The 15,293-nt window shown below is 69.9% G+C and carries 14 protein-coding genes and 2 tRNA genes; 7 read left to right on the forward strand and 9 right to left on the reverse strand.

Translation table 11 applies throughout. The features are described 5' to 3' along the window. The first annotated feature begins 46 nt into the window (after positions 1-46). Entirely contained in the window at positions 47-967 is a 921-nt protein-coding gene (locus RIC31_RS25010; RefSeq protein ID WP_350114681.1) for an EamA family transporter, read from the forward strand. Here RIC31_RS25010 and RIC31_RS25015 read toward each other — a convergent pair. From RIC31_RS25015 to RIC31_RS25030, 4 genes are all read right to left on the reverse strand, one after another. Then, a complete protein-coding gene (locus RIC31_RS25015) occupies positions 951-3,614 on the reverse strand; it encodes a valine--tRNA ligase (protein WP_350114684.1) in 2,664 nt (887 codons plus the stop codon). The genes RIC31_RS25010 and RIC31_RS25015 overlap by 17 nt on opposite strands. Before the next feature lie 118 nt (positions 3,615-3,732). Continuing rightward, positions 3,733-4,380: a DUF2497 domain-containing protein gene (locus RIC31_RS25020; RefSeq protein ID WP_350114689.1), complete on the reverse strand. Its 648-nt coding sequence runs from the start codon at positions 4,378-4,380 to the stop codon at positions 3,733-3,735. A 124-nt stretch (positions 4,381-4,504) separates the two neighbouring features. After that, positions 4,505-5,893 (reverse strand): TolC family outer membrane protein, encoded by a 1,389-nt coding sequence (locus RIC31_RS25025; protein WP_350114692.1) that lies wholly within the window; start codon positions 5,891-5,893, stop codon positions 4,505-4,507. 44 nt (positions 5,894-5,937) lie between these two features. Further along, positions 5,938-6,594, reverse strand: coding sequence for a protein-L-isoaspartate O-methyltransferase family protein (locus RIC31_RS25030; protein ID WP_350114695.1), 657 nt, complete (start codon positions 6,592-6,594; stop codon positions 5,938-5,940). Positions 6,595-6,860: 266 nt separating this feature from the next. Between RIC31_RS25030 and RIC31_RS25035 the strand changes: the two genes are divergently transcribed. Then, positions 6,861-6,934, forward strand: a tRNA-Cys gene (locus RIC31_RS25035). 82 nt (positions 6,935-7,016) lie between these two features. Further along, a tRNA-Asn gene (locus RIC31_RS25040) sits at positions 7,017-7,091 on the forward strand. Between the two features lie 64 nt (positions 7,092-7,155). Here the strand turns inward: RIC31_RS25040 and RIC31_RS25045 are convergent. The 3 genes from RIC31_RS25045 to RIC31_RS25055 are packed head-to-tail and all read right to left on the reverse strand — an operon-like array spanning position 7,156 to position 9,571. Continuing rightward, positions 7,156-7,785 carry a class I SAM-dependent DNA methyltransferase gene (locus tag RIC31_RS25045; protein ID WP_350114698.1) on the reverse strand — a complete coding sequence of 210 codons (630 nt, stop codon included), beginning with the start codon at positions 7,783-7,785 and terminating at the stop codon, positions 7,156-7,158. Positions 7,786-7,826: 41 nt separating this feature from the next. Then, positions 7,827-8,342, reverse strand: coding sequence for a SixA phosphatase family protein (locus tag RIC31_RS25050; protein ID WP_350114701.1), 516 nt, complete (start codon positions 8,340-8,342; stop codon positions 7,827-7,829). Between the two features lie 11 nt (positions 8,343-8,353). Then, positions 8,354-9,571, reverse strand: a complete 1,218-nt coding sequence (locus RIC31_RS25055) for a bifunctional alpha/beta hydrolase/OsmC family protein (RefSeq protein WP_350114704.1) — start codon at positions 9,569-9,571, stop codon at positions 8,354-8,356. A 43-nt stretch (positions 9,572-9,614) separates the two neighbouring features. On the opposite strand from RIC31_RS25055, the gene RIC31_RS25060 reads away from it, so the two are divergent. From RIC31_RS25060 to RIC31_RS25075, 4 genes are all read left to right on the forward strand, one after another. Next, positions 9,615-10,160 carry a GNAT family N-acetyltransferase gene (locus RIC31_RS25060; RefSeq protein ID WP_350114707.1) on the forward strand — a complete coding sequence of 182 codons (546 nt, stop codon included), beginning with the start codon at positions 9,615-9,617 and terminating at the stop codon, positions 10,158-10,160. A gap of 155 nt (positions 10,161-10,315) precedes the next feature. After that, the gene (locus tag RIC31_RS25065) at positions 10,316-11,332 is read left to right on the forward strand and encodes a cysteine synthase A (RefSeq protein WP_350114710.1); all 1,017 of its coding nucleotides are present in this window, start codon (positions 10,316-10,318) and stop codon (positions 11,330-11,332) included. Next, positions 11,329-12,192, forward strand: coding sequence for a 3-mercaptopyruvate sulfurtransferase (gene sseA, locus RIC31_RS25070; RefSeq protein ID WP_350114713.1), 864 nt, complete (start codon positions 11,329-11,331; stop codon positions 12,190-12,192). The genes RIC31_RS25065 and sseA overlap by 4 nt, the downstream gene beginning before the upstream one ends. Then, positions 12,189-13,256, forward strand: a complete 1,068-nt coding sequence (locus RIC31_RS25075) for a GNAT family acetyltransferase (protein WP_350114716.1) — start codon at positions 12,189-12,191, stop codon at positions 13,254-13,256. Before sseA ends, RIC31_RS25075 begins: the two co-directional genes overlap by 4 nt. A 42-nt stretch (positions 13,257-13,298) precedes the next feature. Here the strand turns inward: RIC31_RS25075 and RIC31_RS25080 are convergent, their stop codons facing one another. Then, positions 13,299-14,378, reverse strand: a complete 1,080-nt coding sequence (locus RIC31_RS25080; RefSeq protein WP_350114719.1) for an SDR family oxidoreductase — start codon at positions 14,376-14,378, stop codon at positions 13,299-13,301. A 118-nt stretch (positions 14,379-14,496) separates the two neighbouring features. Then, entirely contained in the window at positions 14,497-15,288 is a 792-nt protein-coding gene (locus RIC31_RS25085; protein ID WP_350114722.1) for an amino acid ABC transporter ATP-binding protein, read from the reverse strand. Positions 15,289-15,293: the final 5 nt, after the last annotated feature.

Here is a 15,293-nt window from a genome sequence, read left to right on the forward strand (position 1 = left end):
CCGGCGCGGTATCGCTTGGCCGATCCCATAGTGGCGGAGTCTTGCGATGCGCACCCCCGTTCTGGTCACCGCCGGCGCGATCCTGTCATGGGCTGCGGTGATCGCCGCCAGCCGGATCCTGCTGCTGCGGTTCGGCCTCGATCCCTGGGCCTTCAGCTTCGTCCAGCTCTGTGCCGGCGGCGCGGTGCTGATCGCGCTGGGCGGCCGCGGACGGATCGACCTGTCGAGCCTGCGGCGACCGGCCACCTGGGTGCTCGGCGTGCTCCGGGTGATCTCCGCGGCCTGCTACACGGCGGTGCTGGTCTGGGTCAGCGTGCTGGAGGCCGGGATCCTGGGGGCGGTCGCCACGCCGCTGGTGGCGCTGGCGGTCTGGGGCGCGTTCGGGCGCCGCCCGGCGCCGGGCGAATGGCTCGGACAGGCGGTGATCCTGCTGGCGATCCTGCCGCTGGTCGGCGGCCTGGAGGGCGGGGTCCGGCATCCGGCGGTCGCGCTGATGGTCGTCAACGAGATCTGCCTGGTGGCATCGACGCTGCTGGCCGAGCGTCACCCGGACAACGTCTCCGACGCGCCGGGGGTCAGGCTGCGCTTCACCGGTGCGGTGCTGCTGGTCACAGCCGGCCTGTTCCTGGCCGTCAGGCTGGCACAGGGCGGCACGGCCGAAATTTGGGACTGGCGGCTGCTGGCCGCCGGGATACTGGTCGGAATCGCGTTCCGGGCGCCGTCGATGGTCCTGTCGTTCCGCTCGACCCGGCTGGTCGGCGCCCAGAACTACATGGCGGCGGCATCCCTGCTGCCGCTGATCGGCATGGGGCTGGAACAGGCGGCATTCGCCGCCGGCCTGATCGACGTCTCCCGACTCACCACGGAAACCGCACTGCTCGCCCTCGGGGTGGTCGCCGGAACGCTGCTGGTGGTGGCCGCCCGGCTGCGCCAGCGCCGCGCGGAGACCGTCAGCCGGCCTCGTTGAGGCGCGCCAGGGCGGCCGCCAGCTTGTCGCGCTTCTGCTGCTCCTCGGCCCGGCGCTCGCGGTTCTCCTCCACCACTTCCTCCGGCGCCTTGGCCATGAACGCCTCGTTCGACAGCTTCTTGTCGATCTTGGCGATCTCGCCGTCGGCCTTGGCGATGTCCTTGGCCAGCCGGGCCCGCTCCTGGGCGACGTCGATCACGTCGGCGATCGGCAGCAGCAGGGTTGCCTCGTCCAGCACGCCCTGCACGGCGCCGGCCGGCGCCGAAGCTCCGGTACCGACGTCCGACAGCCGCGCCAGACGCAGGATCAGGTCGCGGTAGCGCCCGATCCGGTCCCGGGTCCCGTCGGACGCGCCGGTCAGGACCAGCGGGATCTGCGCCGACGGCGGCACGTTCATCTCGCTGCGGATCGACCGGACCTCGGAGATCAGCCGCACCAGCCAGTCCATCTCGGCGTCGACCGCGGGGTCGACCAGGGTCGCCGGCAGGTCCGGCCAGGGCCGGCGGAGCAGCAGGGTGTCGGCCTCCTCGCCGAAGCTCGCCCACAGCTCCTCGGTGATGTAGGGCATGATCGGGTGCAGCAGGTGCAACGCCCGGTTCAAGGCCCAGGCGGTGGCGGCCCGGGTCTCGGCCGCCGCCGGGTGCTCCGGTTCGCCCTCCGGGGTCTGCAGGATCGGCTTGGTGAATTCCAGGTACCAGTCGCAGAAGCTGCCCCAGAAGAACTGGTAGAGCGCCGCCGCCGCCTCGTTGAACTTGTAGGCCTCGATCGCCTCGCCCACCGCCACGCTGGTCTTGCGGACCTCGCCGACGATCCAGCGGTTCACCGTCTCGGTGCAGGCCGCCGGCTCGAAGGCCGGATCGGCGGCGCATCCGTTCATCTGGCAGAACCGGGCGGCGTTCCAGATCTTGGTCGCGAAGTTGCGGTAGCCCTCGACCCGGCCCTCGGCCAGCTTGATGTCGCGGCCCTGGGCCGCCATCGCCGCCAGGGTGAAGCGCAGCGCATCGGTGCCGTAGCGGCCGATCAGGTCGAGCGGGTCGATGACGTTGTTCTTCGACTTCGACATCTTCTGGCCCTTGGCGTCGCGGACCAGGGCGTGGATGTAGACCGTGCGGAACGGCACGTCCTTCATGAAGTGCAGGCCCATCATCATCATCCGGGCGACCCAGAAGAAGATGATGTCGAAGCCGGTCACCAGCACGTCGCCGGGGTAGTAGCGCGCCAGCTCCGGGGTCTGCTCCGGCCAGCCGAGGGTCGAGAACGGCCACAGTGCCGACGAGAACCAGGTATCGAGCACGTCCTCGTCGCGCCTGAGGTCGACCGCCTTGCCGTAGTGCGCCTCGGCGGCGGCCGCCGCCGCCTCCTCGGTCTCCTCGACGAACACCGTGCCGTCCGGCCCGTACCAGGCCGGGATCTGGTGGCCCCACCAGAGCTGTCGCGAGATGCACCAGGGCTGGATGTTGCGCATCCACTCGAAGTAGGTCTTCTCCCAGTTCTTCGGGACGAACACGGTCTTGCCGGTCTCGACCGCCTCGATCGCCGGCTTCGCCAGGGTCGCGGCGTCGGCATACCACTGGTCGGTCAGCCACGGCTCCAGCGGCACGCCGGAGCGGTCGCCGTGCGGCACCGCATGGCGGTGCGGCTCGATCTTCTCGACCAGGTCGAGCGCCTCCAGGTCGGCGACCACGCGCTTGCGGGCCTCGAACCGGTCGAGGCCGCGATACGCCTCGGGCACGTTGTCGTTCAGCCGGGCATGGGCGTCCAGGATGTTGATGACCTCGAGGCCGCAGCGCTTGCCGACCTCGAAGTCGTTGAAATCGTGGGCCGGCGTCATCTTCACCGCACCCGATCCCTGCTCCGGATCGGCATAGGCGTCGGCCACGATCGGGATCCGGCGTCCGACCAGCGGCAGGATCGCGTACTTGCCCACCAGGTCGGCGTAGCGCTCGTCGTCGGGGTGCACGGCCACGCCGGTATCGCCGAGCATGGTCTCCGGGCGGGTGGTGGCCACCACGATGAAGCGGCCGTCCTCGCCTTCGACCGGATAGCGGAAGTGCCAGAGATTGCCGTCGATCTCCTTGGACTCGACCTCCAGGTCGGAGATCGCCGACTGGAACTTCGGGTCCCAGTTCACCAGCCGCTTGTCGCGGTAGATCAGGCCTTCCTTGTGAAGCTGCACGAACACCTTGCGGACCGCGGCCGACAGACCGTCGTCCATGGTGAAGCGCTCGCGCGCCCAGTCCGGGCTGGCGCCGAGCCGGCGCAACTGGTTGACGATGGTGCCGCCGGACTCCGCCTTCCACTGCCAGACCTTGTCGACGAAGGCCTCGCGGCCCAGGTCGCGCCGGTCGACGCCCTCGGCGGCCAGGTTGCGCTCGACCACCATCTGGGTGGCGATGCCGGCATGGTCGGTGCCCGGCTGCCACAGCGCGTCCCGGCCGGTCATCCGGTTGTAGCGCACCAGGATGTCCTGGACCGTGAAGGTCAGGGCGTGCCCCATGTGCAGGCTGCCGGTGACGTTCGGCGGCGGCATCATGATGGTATAGGGGGTGGCGTTGGACGCTACGTCGCAGGCGAACGCGCCGGACTCCTCCCAGCGCTCGTAGAGCTTCGCCTCGACCTCGGCGGGGGAATAGGTCTTCTCCAGCATGACGCCACGTCCTCGAACCCGGAAACGACTCCGCCCGCGCGGCCGGTGACGGCACGCGAGCGGCTGGGTTGTTTAGGACATGACGGCCGGAAACGCTACAGGCGGATGGTAGCGGGCCTCACCAGCGGTCGCGACGCTGCGACAGCATGACCAGGCGCTCGATCTCCTCGCGCACCAGGCGCTCGACCATCGACGGCAGGTGCTGGTCGAGCCAGTCCTTCAGCATCGGCCGCATCAGCTCGCGCGTCAGCCGCTCGAGGGTGACGGCGCCGTTGCCGAGCGGCAGCTCCTGGTAGTCCTCGTTGAGCTTGGCCTGGAGCTCGGCGAAGGAGTGCACCGTCTCCTGGGCCTGCGGCGGCGAGACCAGGCCCTCGGGGGTCGGTGCCGGACGCGGCGGCGGAGCCGGCGGAGGCGCGTAGGCAGAAGGTGCGGCGGGCGGCGCGGCGGGCGGCGGAACGTAGGGCGCCGGTTCAGGCTCCGGCTGGCCTTGCTTGTAGCGCTGTTCGTCGAACAGCGGCTCGACCTCCTCGTCCTCGTCCTCCTCCTCGTCCTCCATATCGGAGAGGTCGAGGACGTCCTCCTCCTCCTCCTCCTCTTCTTCCTCGTCCTCGAACTCGGGCTCGGGTTCAGGCTCGGGTTCCGGCTCGGGCTCGGGTTCCGGCTCAGGTTCGGGCTCCGGCTCCGCTTCCGGAGCCGCCGCTTCCTCTTCCGGCTCGTCGCCATCCTCGGAAATGATCCGGCGAATAGACGCCAGGATCTCCTCCATGGAGGGTTCTTGCGCGGTATCAGTCATGCTCGAATGCCCCGACGACTCGCCCGGAACGGCCGATTCCGAGTCTGAAGATTACCCGACAAGCCCCTGTCAGGCCAGCAAGTAGTCGTCAGGTATGTCAATTGCCCGGCATCCGGCCCGGGGGCGTAGTCCCCCAGAGCTTGCCGGACACCTCGACATAGTGAGAGTCGTAGTCGTAGATCTCGACCGGCAGGCCCAGATCCTGGGCCGTCAGGCGGCCGAGCGCCTGCAGCAGCTGGTAACTGGCCACCGTCGCATCGCGCTGCGCCTGGACCAGTGCAACCTGACCGTCGAGCAGTTCCTGCTCGGCGTCGAGCACGTCCAGCACCGTCCGGGCGCCGACCGTGGCTTCCTGCTGCACGCCCTCGAGCGCGATCTCGGACGACTTGACCTCGTCCTTCAGCGAATCGATCCGCGCCAGCGACGTCTGATACGACTCGAAGGCGCTGGCTGCCGAATCGACGACGGTCCGGCGGGTGTCGTCGACCAGCAGTCGCGACCGGTTGGCGGTCTCCTTGGCCCGCCGGATGCTGGAATACTCCGCGCCCTGCTGATAGATCGGGATGGTCAACTGCAGCTCGGCGCTCAGGTCGGTGACCTCGTTGTCGCCACCGGAGGTGTCGTAGGTCTTCTGCGCCTGCGCGACAAGGTCCAGGGTCGGGATCAGGCCCGCCTCGGCCTGGTCGACCGCGTGGCGGGACGACAGCTCCGTAAACTTCGCCTGAACCAGGGAGAAGTTCTCACGGACCGCGATGTCGACGGCCTCCTCGCGCCCGGTCGGCAGGCCGGACGGGGTGCCCGGGGCCTGCACGCTGTCTGGCACCTGGCCGACGATCCGCTCGAACTGGACACGGGCGGTGATCAGGTCGCCCTCGGCCTGGGTGCGGTCGGACTTGGCGCGCGACACGCGGGCCTCTGCCTGCGCGACGTCGGTGCGGGTCACCTCGCCCACCCGGAACCGGTCGCGGGTCGCCTCGAGCTGCTTCTGCAGCCGGCTCAGATTGTTGACCTGCAGATCCAGCGTGGCTTCCGCGCGGATCACGTTCACATAGGCCGTCACCGCCTGCAGCAGGGTATCCTGCTCGCTGCTGAACAGGTTGGCGCGCTGCGTCTGAACGTCCGCCTCCGCTCCGGCGATCGCGGCATCGAAGGCGCCGCCGGAATACAGGGCCTGGGTGAGCGAGAGCGTAGCGGTCCGCGGGACACTGCTACCCTCGGTCGTCGTCCCGCCGGACTTGGTCTCGAGGTCGTTCACACCGACCGTCAGCGACGAGGACACGTTGGGACGCCATGCCGAGCGCGCCGCCGAGACGTTCTCGTCGACCGCCCGCAACTGCGCGCGCGCCGCCAGCAGGCCGGGATTGGTCTCGTAGGTGAGGGCCAGGGCCTCTTCCAGCGTCATCGCCTGCGCCGGGACGAGGCCCGTGCCGGACAGCCAGCCGGCCAGCAGGGCGGCGAGGACAAGGGAGCGCGGTTTCATCGGCATGACGGGAGAACCCTTCGTCACATGCATGGAGGAGGCCGGGCGGATCAGAATACGAAGCCGGGCTGGCGCCGGAACCCCGCCAGCATCGGCGTGCCGGCGTCGAACAGGATACGACGGCCGACCCGACCCGCCAGCTTTTCGTAGAGCACGGCCAGGCCGGGACCGACCGGGGTTCCGCCCTCGACGGTGACCAGCCGCCCGCCGTCCGCGAGCTGCGCGAACAGATCGTCCGGCAGTTCTTCGACGGCGCCGTTCACCAGGATGACGTTGTAGGGCGCCTGCTTCTGATAGCCGGCGGCCAGCGGGCCCGCCACCAGGGCGGCATTGTCGATCTCCAGGCCGGACAGCAGCCCGTTGCCCTGCTCGACCAGTTGGTCGATGTCGTCGACGCCGACCACGGTCGACACCATCCGGGACAGCAGCGCCGTCGCGTAGCCGGTACCGCAGGCCACGTCGAGCGCGACATCCGACGGCCCCGGCATCGCCGCCTGCAGCAGCCGCGCCAGCACCATCGGCTCGAGCATGTAGCGCCCGGATCCGATTTCAAGCGCTTCGTCCGCATAGGCGATCCCGCGCTTGCCCTTCGGGACGAACAGTTCCCGAGGGACGCTCTCGAAGGCGCCGACCACTTCCGGATCCGTCACCTTGTTGGTGCGGATCTGGCTTTCGACCATGTTGAGACGGGCAAGGGCGTAGTCCATCGCTTCCCTCGGCAAGATACAGGGCCCTGGCGATCCGGCCCGCCCGGGTTTTATAGGCATTGCGCTCCTTCGACACAATTGGCGCGACAGCGATTTCTCCGCCGGCGCCGGCTGTCCGCGGCCCCGGCCGGTGGCCTTGGGACCGCCCGGCCGGACGGTCGGTCGCCCTCGCGCAGGCGAATCCGCGCCGATCGAACGACGGAATGCCGCATCTCCCCTTGCCCCGCGGGGGGCGCTTCGGCTAAGAGGTCGGCTCGCTCGGCGACGGCCCCGTGGCAGAGTGGTTATGCAGAGGACTGCAAATCCTTGTACATCGGTTCGATTCCGGTCGGGGCCTCCAGCGAGTATGAAAGCGTGACCGCGCGATGACATTCGCGGTTGCGCGAGAGCCACGGGCGGCGCTATAGAGGCCGCCTTACTGGTCCCGGGTAGCTCAGTGGTAGAGCGAGCGGCTGTTAACCGCTTGGTCGGGGGTTCGAATCCCTCCCCGGGAGCCATTCTCCGCAAGGTCGCGGCCATCCGGTCCGCGGCCTTTTTCGTTCGGCCCGCCTCGGACCGGCGCTACCGCCGGCGCATCGCGTAGACCCGTCCGGGATGCCGGTGGCTGTCGTCGGCCCCCGGCAGCGGCAGGTAGGAGCCGCTCTCGGCGGCCCGCTCCCAGGTGCCGCCGGCGGCCAGCTTGTCGATCGCGGCCTTGAACCCGCCGGCCTCGTAGACCGGGTCGGTGATCGACACCACGAAGACACCGCCGGGCCGCATCACCCGGGCAATCTCCCCGAAAGCCGACGCCGGGGCATGGCCGACCGTGAACACGCCCGACGCCACGACTCCGGCAAAGGCGGCATCCGGAAACGACAGGGGCTCGCCGAGCACGGCGGTCGACAGCGCCCTGTAGCAGCCGCGCGCCGCGGCGCGCTTCAGCATGCCGGGCGACAGGTCGATTCCCGTGACGTCGCGGTAGCCGACCAGGCCCAGCATGTGGCCGATCAGACCGGTGCCGCAGCCGGCATCGAGCACCGGCGCCGCGACATCCGGCATCAGCCGGGCGAACAGGGCCGTGACCACGGCCGGGTTGGTGTAGCCGACCTGTCCCACGCTGTCGTCGTACTCGTCGGCCCAGGCATCGTAGACCTCGGCGAGCTTCGCGGTGTCGTTGCCGGCGGTGTAGACCCGCTCCAGCCAGTCGGTCATCGCTCTCTCCCTCGCTATGTGACGGAAACGAGCGTGCGACCCTACACCAGATCCTTCGGCGTGATGAACCGGGTGAGCCGGGCCGTCCCGGCACCCAGGCCGGACCAGGAGCCGTCGAACTCGAGAGTCGCCAGGGCCCCGGTCGAGAACTTCCGGCCGAGCGCCTTGCACGCCGGGGGCGCGCTGCCGGGGCCGGCCAGCGCCGTCGCCAGGTCCTCCAGCCCGGGGTTGTGCCCGATCAGCAGCAGCACGCCGACATCGTCCGGAACCCGGTGGAGCCGGCCGAGGAGGGAGGCGGCGCCGACCTCGTAGAGCTCTCGGCTGGTCAAGACCTCCAGGGGGTCGGGCAGCCCGCTGCGGATCGCCGCCAGAGTGTCGACCGTCCGCCGGGCGCTGGAGCACAGCACCAGGTCGGGCATGACCTTGTTCTGCCGCAGCCAGGCCGCCATCGCCGAGGCCGCCCGTTCGCCGCGCCCGGTCAGGGGACGATCATGGTCGCGCATGCGCAGGTCGTCCCAGCTCGACTTGGCGTGGCGCAGCAGATGCAGAGTCGGCACCGCCCCCGCCCCTACCCGGCCCGGGTGACGATCGAGATCGGGCCGTGCAGGGTACGGTGCACCGGGCATTTGTCGGCGATCTCGAGCAGCTTCGCGCGCTGCTCGGCATCCAGCGGACCCTCGATCGCGATGTGGCGTTCGATCCGGTCCACCATGCCCTCCCTGGTGTCGCAGTCCGCGCAGTCCTCGGCGTGCACCCGATCGTGCCGCAGTCGGGTCGCCAGCCGGTCGATCCGCCAGCCCTTGCGGCCGGCATACATCTTCAAGGTCATATTGGTGCAGGAACCGAGCGCCGCCAGCAGCAGGTCGTAGGGCGCCGGCCCGCTGTCGGTACCGCCGGCCCGTGCGGGCTCGTCGGCGCGCAGCCGGTGGCCGCCGGCCGCCACCCACTGCGGGAACAGCCCCTCGCCGGCATCGATCACCGCGACCTCGCCCTCGGCGGCCTCGGCCTCGGCCGGGGGTCGAACCGGCAGGAACCGCTCGGCCCAGCCGGACAGCACGGCCGCCACGTAGGCGGCATCCTCGGGCCGCGTCAGCAGGTGGTCCGCGCGGTCCAGCGACACGAAGCTCTTCGGGTGCTTCGCGGCGACGAACAGCCGGGTCGCATTGTCGATGCCAACCGTCTGGTCGAGCGGCGCGTGGAAGATCAGCAGGTCACGCCGCAGCCGACCGACGCTTTCCTCCAGGCGATGGTCCTTCAGGGCGTCGAGGAACGCCTTGCGAACCCGGAAGCGCCGGCCGGCGAGTTCGACCTCGGCCTCGCCGTCGCGCTCGATGTCGGCGACCCGGTCCGCGAAGTTGTGCACCACATGCCCGGGATCGGCCGGGGCCCCGATGGTGGCGACGCCCCTGACCTCCGGGATGCGTTCGGCAGCGGCCAGCACCGCCGCACCGCCGAGCGAATGACCGACCAGAACGGTCGGCGCCTGTCCCTGGCCGCGCATCCAGTCGGCCGCCGCCACCAGGTCGTCGACGTTCGAGACGAAGCTGGTATTGGCGAACTCGCCGTCGCTGTGCCCGAGGCCGGTGAAGTCGAATCGCAGGACCGCGATGTCCCGTTCGGCCAGTCCCGCGGCGATCCGCCGGGCCGCCGCCAGGTCCTTCGAGCAGGTGAAACAATGGGCGAACAGGGCAAATCCGCGGATCGGGCCGATCGGCCGGTCGAGCCGGGCGGCAAGCCGGTCCCCCAATGCCCCGGTGAAGTTGACACTCTCGGTGCGCACGGCCATGGTCGACCCCATGTTCTGGTGGGCTGGGGCGGATACTTAACACATGGCGGTAGAGGATGATGCCGCCGCGGGTGTCGCGCCTGCGGTCGAGGTACGTCACGCCACCCCGGCCGACGCCGAAGCGCTCGCCCTGCTCTCGCAGGAACTCCTCGCATTCTACGGCCTGCCGGTCCGCTACCAGCGCTCCTACATGGCCCATGTGATCGCCGAGAAGGCGTTCGCCGAGCCGCCCTCGATCGAGATCCTGATGGCCCTTGAGCGCGGCCAGGCCCGCGGCTTCCTCGCCTTCACCGAGAGCTTCGCACTGGCCAACTGCCAGACCAGCATCTTCATCCAGGACCTCTTCGTGACCCGCAAGGCGCGCTCGCTGGGCATCGGGCGGCGGCTGATGGTCGAGTTGGCGCGAATCTGTGTCGCCCGCGGCACCGGCCAGCTCGACTGGACCGCCGATCCCTGGAACGACAAGGCCCGGGTGTTCTACGAGGCGATGGGCCCCTTGCTGCGCAGCGACAAGACATACTACCGGCTTCTGTCGCCGCGGCTGGCCGCCCTGGCCGCCGGCGGGATCGCAATCGAACGGAAGCGCTGAGCGCCCGGGGACAACCCTGTTTCCGGAACGGCTCCCTTCCGGCTCCGCCCTTTATCGCCGCTCCCTCCCCGGCTAGGCTCCTCCCCGCGCACCGCTCGGCGCCGCCGGATCCAGGCCCGGCAGCAGCGGAACCGACGCGAGGATGGAGATCTCAGATGGACATACGCAACGGCTTCGTCGGCACCGTCGGCGATACGCCCCTGATAAAGCTGCGGGCGGCCTCGGAGCGCACCGGTTGCACGATTCTCGGCAAGGCCGAGTTCCTGAACCCGGGCGGCTCGGTCAAGGACCGGGCGGCGCTGGCCATCATCCAGGACGCCGAGAACAGCGGCACGCTGCGGCCGGGCGGGGTTATCGTCGAGGGTACCGCCGGTAACACCGGCATCGGCTTGGCACTGGTCGGCAACGCCCGCGGCTACCGCACGGTGATCGTGATTCCGGAGACCCAGAGCCAGGAGAAGAAGGACATGCTGCGGCTGTGCGGCGCCGATCTCCGGCAGGTGCCGGCGGTGCCGTACCGCGACCCCGGCAACTACGTCCACGTCTCCCAGCGGATTGCCGAGGAACTGGCCAGGACAGAGCCGAACGGCGCGATCTGGGCCAACCAGTTCGACAACACAGCGAACCGCGACGGCCACTACCGCACCACCGGGCCGGAGATCTGGGAGCAGACCGACGGCAAGGTCGACGGCTTCATCTGCTCGGTCGGCACCGGCGGCACCCTGGCCGGCACCGCCATGGCCCTGAAGGAGCGCAACCGCGACATCGTCATCGGCCTCGCCGACCCCATGGGCTCGGCGATCTACGGCCACTTCGCCAACGGCGAGCTGAAGGCCGAGGGCAGCTCGATCACCGAGGGCATCGGCCAGGGCCGGATCACCAGGAACCTCGAGGGCGCGCCGGTCGACGAGCCGTTCCAGGTCACCGACGCCGAGATGCTGCCGATCGTGTTCGAGTTGCTGAAGCACGAGGGCCTGTGCCTCGGCGGCTCCACCGGCATCAACGTGATGGGCGCCATCAAGCTGGCCGAGAAGCTGGGCCCGGGGCACACCATCGTGACGATCCTCTGTGACGGCGGGACCCGCTACCAGTCCAAGCTGTTCAACCCGGCGTTCCTGAAGGAAAAGGATCTGCCGGTGCCCGAATGGCTCGATGACGGAGATGCAGCATGAGCGACCCTGTTGCCGGTGGCCTGGTCTCGACCGCGTGGCTGGCGGAGAACCTGAACGACCCGGCGGTCAAGGTGCTGGACGGCACCTACCACCTGCCGACCGCCAAGCGGGACGGCAACGCCGAATTCCTGGAGCGCCACATTCCCGGGGCGGTGCGGTTCGACATCGACGACGTCTGCGATCCCGACGACCCGCTGCCGCACATGATTCCATCCGCCCAGCGCTTCGCCGAGAAGGTCGGCGCCCTCGGAATCGGCAATGACGACATCGTGGTGGTCTACGACGTCTACGGGCTGCAGAGCGCCGCCCGGACCTGGTGGATGTTCCGGCTGTTCGGGCACGACCGGGTCGCGGTGCTGGACGGCGGCCTGCCGGCCTGGACTGCCGGCGGCGGTACCTTGGAGTCCGGTCCGGCGAAGCTCGGGCCGGCGAAGTTCTCGGCCGGCTTCCGGCCCGAGCTGGTCCGTCGCCGCGAGGACGTGCTGGCGAACATCGACTCGAAGGCCTCTCAGGTGGCGGACGCCCGCTCGGCGGGCCGGTTCACCGGGAGCGAGCCGGAGCCACGGGCCGGCATGCGGTCCGGCCACATTCCCGGCTCGCGCTCGCTGCCGATCTCCGACCTGCTCGACCCGGCCACCAAGACCGTGCTGCCGAACGACGGTCTGCGGGCGGCGTTCGACAAGGCCGGCCTCGACCCGACGAAGCCGATCATCTCGTCGTGCGGCTCCGGCGTGACCGCCTGCGTGATCGCCCTCGCCGCCCATCGGCTCGGCCACCCGGGCGTCGCGGTCTACGACGGCTCCTGGTCGGAATGGGGCGGGCGCCAGGACACGCCGATCGACACCGGTCCGGCTGCATGACCGAATACCGGCCGATTCGCGATTCCGACGTCGAGGCGGTCGTCGCGCTCTGGCAGCGCTGCGGCCTGACGGTCCCGTGGAACGACCCGCATCGTGACATCGCCTCGGCCCGCTCGGCGCCCGACGCCGAGGTCCTGGTCGCCGAGGACGAGGGTGTCGTCGTCGCCAGCGTCATGGTCGGCTATGACGGCCATCGCGGCTGGGTGTACTACCTCGCCGTCGATCCCGACCGTCAGGCGAAAGGCATGGGCCGGGCGACCCTCGCCGCCGCCGAGTCCTGGTTCCGACACCGGGGCGTGCCGAAGGCCGAGCTGCTGATCCGGCGCAGCAACGAGCGGGTCCGCGGATTCTACGAGGCCCTCGGCTGGGTCGAGGAGCCGGTGGCGGTGTTCAGCCGGCGATTCGACGATTCCCCGCCACTCGGCGCAGCGACGGTCGAGACGGTCGTTACGACGCTCGAGATGACCGAGCGACCGACCAGTCCGACGACACCTTCGCCGGCCGGCCTGCCGACCGCCCTGGTGCGGGCCCGGCCACCGACCGTCGCATTCTACCGCTGGCTCTACGAGCGGGTCGGCGCCGACTGGACCTGGGTCGCGCGCCGGCTGATGTCCGATGCCGAACTGCTGGCGGCGATCGACGATCCCGCGGTCGAGGTCTACGTACTGCATGTCGGGGGTGTCCCGGCCGGCTATGGCGAGGTCGACCGCCGCAAGGGCCCGGAGTCGGTCGAGCTCGCGTATTTCGGGCTGCTGCCGGAATTCATCGGCCGCGGCTACGGCCGCTACCTGCTAGACGCCGTCGTCGACCTCGCCTGGAGCGCCGGCGCCTGCAGCGGCCTGCGGGTCCAGACCTGCGATCTCGACCACCCGCGCGCGCTGGCGGCCTATCAGCGTGCCGGTTTCCACCCGGTCGGGCAGCATACCGCCACGTTGTCGGACCCGCGGCTGGTCGGACTGCCGCTGCCCGGGCGGCACCGGGCGCGGGCAAGCGGGCCGCCGGCAGGCCCCGGGGCGACCGTCACCGCCCTGCGCCGCCCGGACGGGGGAACGGCGCGGCCCTGAGCCGGATCACGGGCCGGGTCACGGGCCAGGTCACGGGCCGGGTCACGGGCCAGGTCGCGGAATGACCCGGCGCACCCGGTACTCGGCCAGGGCGTCGGCCAAGCTCTCCCAGCTGCCGCGCACCCCTTCGAATCCGGCGCGCCGGATCTTCAGGGTCGAGGACATGTCGTCCCAGCCGATCCGCAGCATGAAGTCGCCGTAGGACCAGCTGACAATCCGGCCGAGGTCCGGCTCCGACAGACCGTGCTCGTCGACCAGGCCCGACCACAAGGCATCCATCCCGGCATGGGTGTCGGCCAGGGTCTCGGTCGCGACGCCGCCCGGCTCGGTGCCGAAGAATGCGGCCAGCCGGGGCCACAGGTCGCGCCAGCGGAAGTAGTCGGCGTTGATCACGTTGAAGGCCTCGCCACCGGCCGCCGGGGTCGTCATCGCCCACAGCATGGCGTCGACCAGCAGCCGCACGTCGGTAATCTGCGACACCGAGTCGAACGCCTCGGGCGTGCCGGGGAACGTCAGCGGACGGCCGCGCGCCTTCGCCAGCGCGCCATAGGCGGCGAGCACGCCGACCGCGTTGTGCGGATAGCCGAGGGAGAACCCGGACAGGATGTGCGGGCGCAGCGCGGTCCAGGTCCAACCGGCCTCGGCCGCACGACCGGACACCCAGTCCTGCTGGTCGAAGTAGAAGTTGGCCCCCGGGGCGCGCGGATCGTCCTCCTCGGCCGGAGTCTTGTAGGCCCCGAACTGGCTGCCGTACCACTTGGTGCCGTGCACCAGCAGGACATGCGCCAGCGGTGCGCCGGCCGCCTCGAGGCCCTCGACCAGGTTGACCAGCATGGCCGTGTTGCGGGCCGCCTCGACAGCCGGATCCGGGTCGGGCGCCCGCCCGGCATAGACGGCGTGGCTGGCGTCGCCGGCGACCGCGGCCAGGGCATCCCGGCAGGCGTCCCGGTCGCCCAGGTCGACCGGCCGATGGACCAGTCCGGGAATCCCCGGGTCGGGTGCGTGCCGCGACAGCCCGACCACCCGCCAGCCCCCGGCGACGAGCCGCCCGGCGATCGCGCGGCCGACGATCCCGGAGACCCCGGCCACCACGGCGGTGCGCTGCGGATCCGGCGTGGTCATGCGGCGATCTCCCGATACTCCGTGTCCGGAAAGTGAAAGAGGCGCGCAGGACCAGGCCCGCGCGCCTCTTCCGGACCGCCCCCCGCCCCCGCGGTGCGGTCGACCTCCGACTGTCCGTCTAGTGCGCCAGGATCTGGCTCAGGAACAGCTTGGTCCGGTCCGACTTCGGGTTCGTGAAGAACTCGCCCGGGGTGTTCTGCTCGACGATCTCGCCCTGGTCCATGAAGATCACCCGGTCGGCGACCCGCTTGGCGAAGCCCATCTCGTGGGTGACCACGAGCATGGTCATGCCGCTCTCGGCCAGGCCGACCATGACGTCCAGCACCTCGGAGATCATCTCCGGGTCGAGCGCCGAGGTCGGCTCGTCGAACAGCATGACGTTCGGGTTCATCGCCAGCGACCGGGCGATCGCCACCCGCTGCTGCTGGCCGCCCGAAAGCTGGCCCGGATACTTCAGGGCCTGCTCGGGGATCTTCACCCGCTCCAGCAGGGTCATGGCGACCTGCTCGGCCTCGGCCTTGGGCATGTTCTTCACCCAGATCGGGGCCAGCGTGCAGTTCTCCAGGACGGTCAGGTGCGGAAACAGGTTGAAGCTCTGGAACACCATTCCGACCTCGCGCCGGATGGCATCGATGTTCTTCAGGTTGGTGTCCATGGTCACGCCGTTGACCACGATATCGCCCTGCTGGTGCTCTTCCAGGCGGTTGATGCAACGGATCAGCGTCGACTTGCCGGAGCCGGACGGCCCGCAGATCACGATCCGCTCGCCCTTGTAGACGGTCAGGTCGATGTCCTTGAGGACATGGAACTCGCCGAACCACTTGTTCACCTGGTTCAGTTCGATCACCACCTCGTCGGAGATGGCGGACGCAATGTGGGAACCATTGGAGTCGAGTGTCTCGAGGCTCATCGTCG

It is taken from the genome of Thalassobaculum sp. (assembly GCF_040219615.1).
Classification (GTDB): Bacteria; Pseudomonadota; Alphaproteobacteria; order Thalassobaculales; family Thalassobaculaceae; genus Thalassobaculum_A.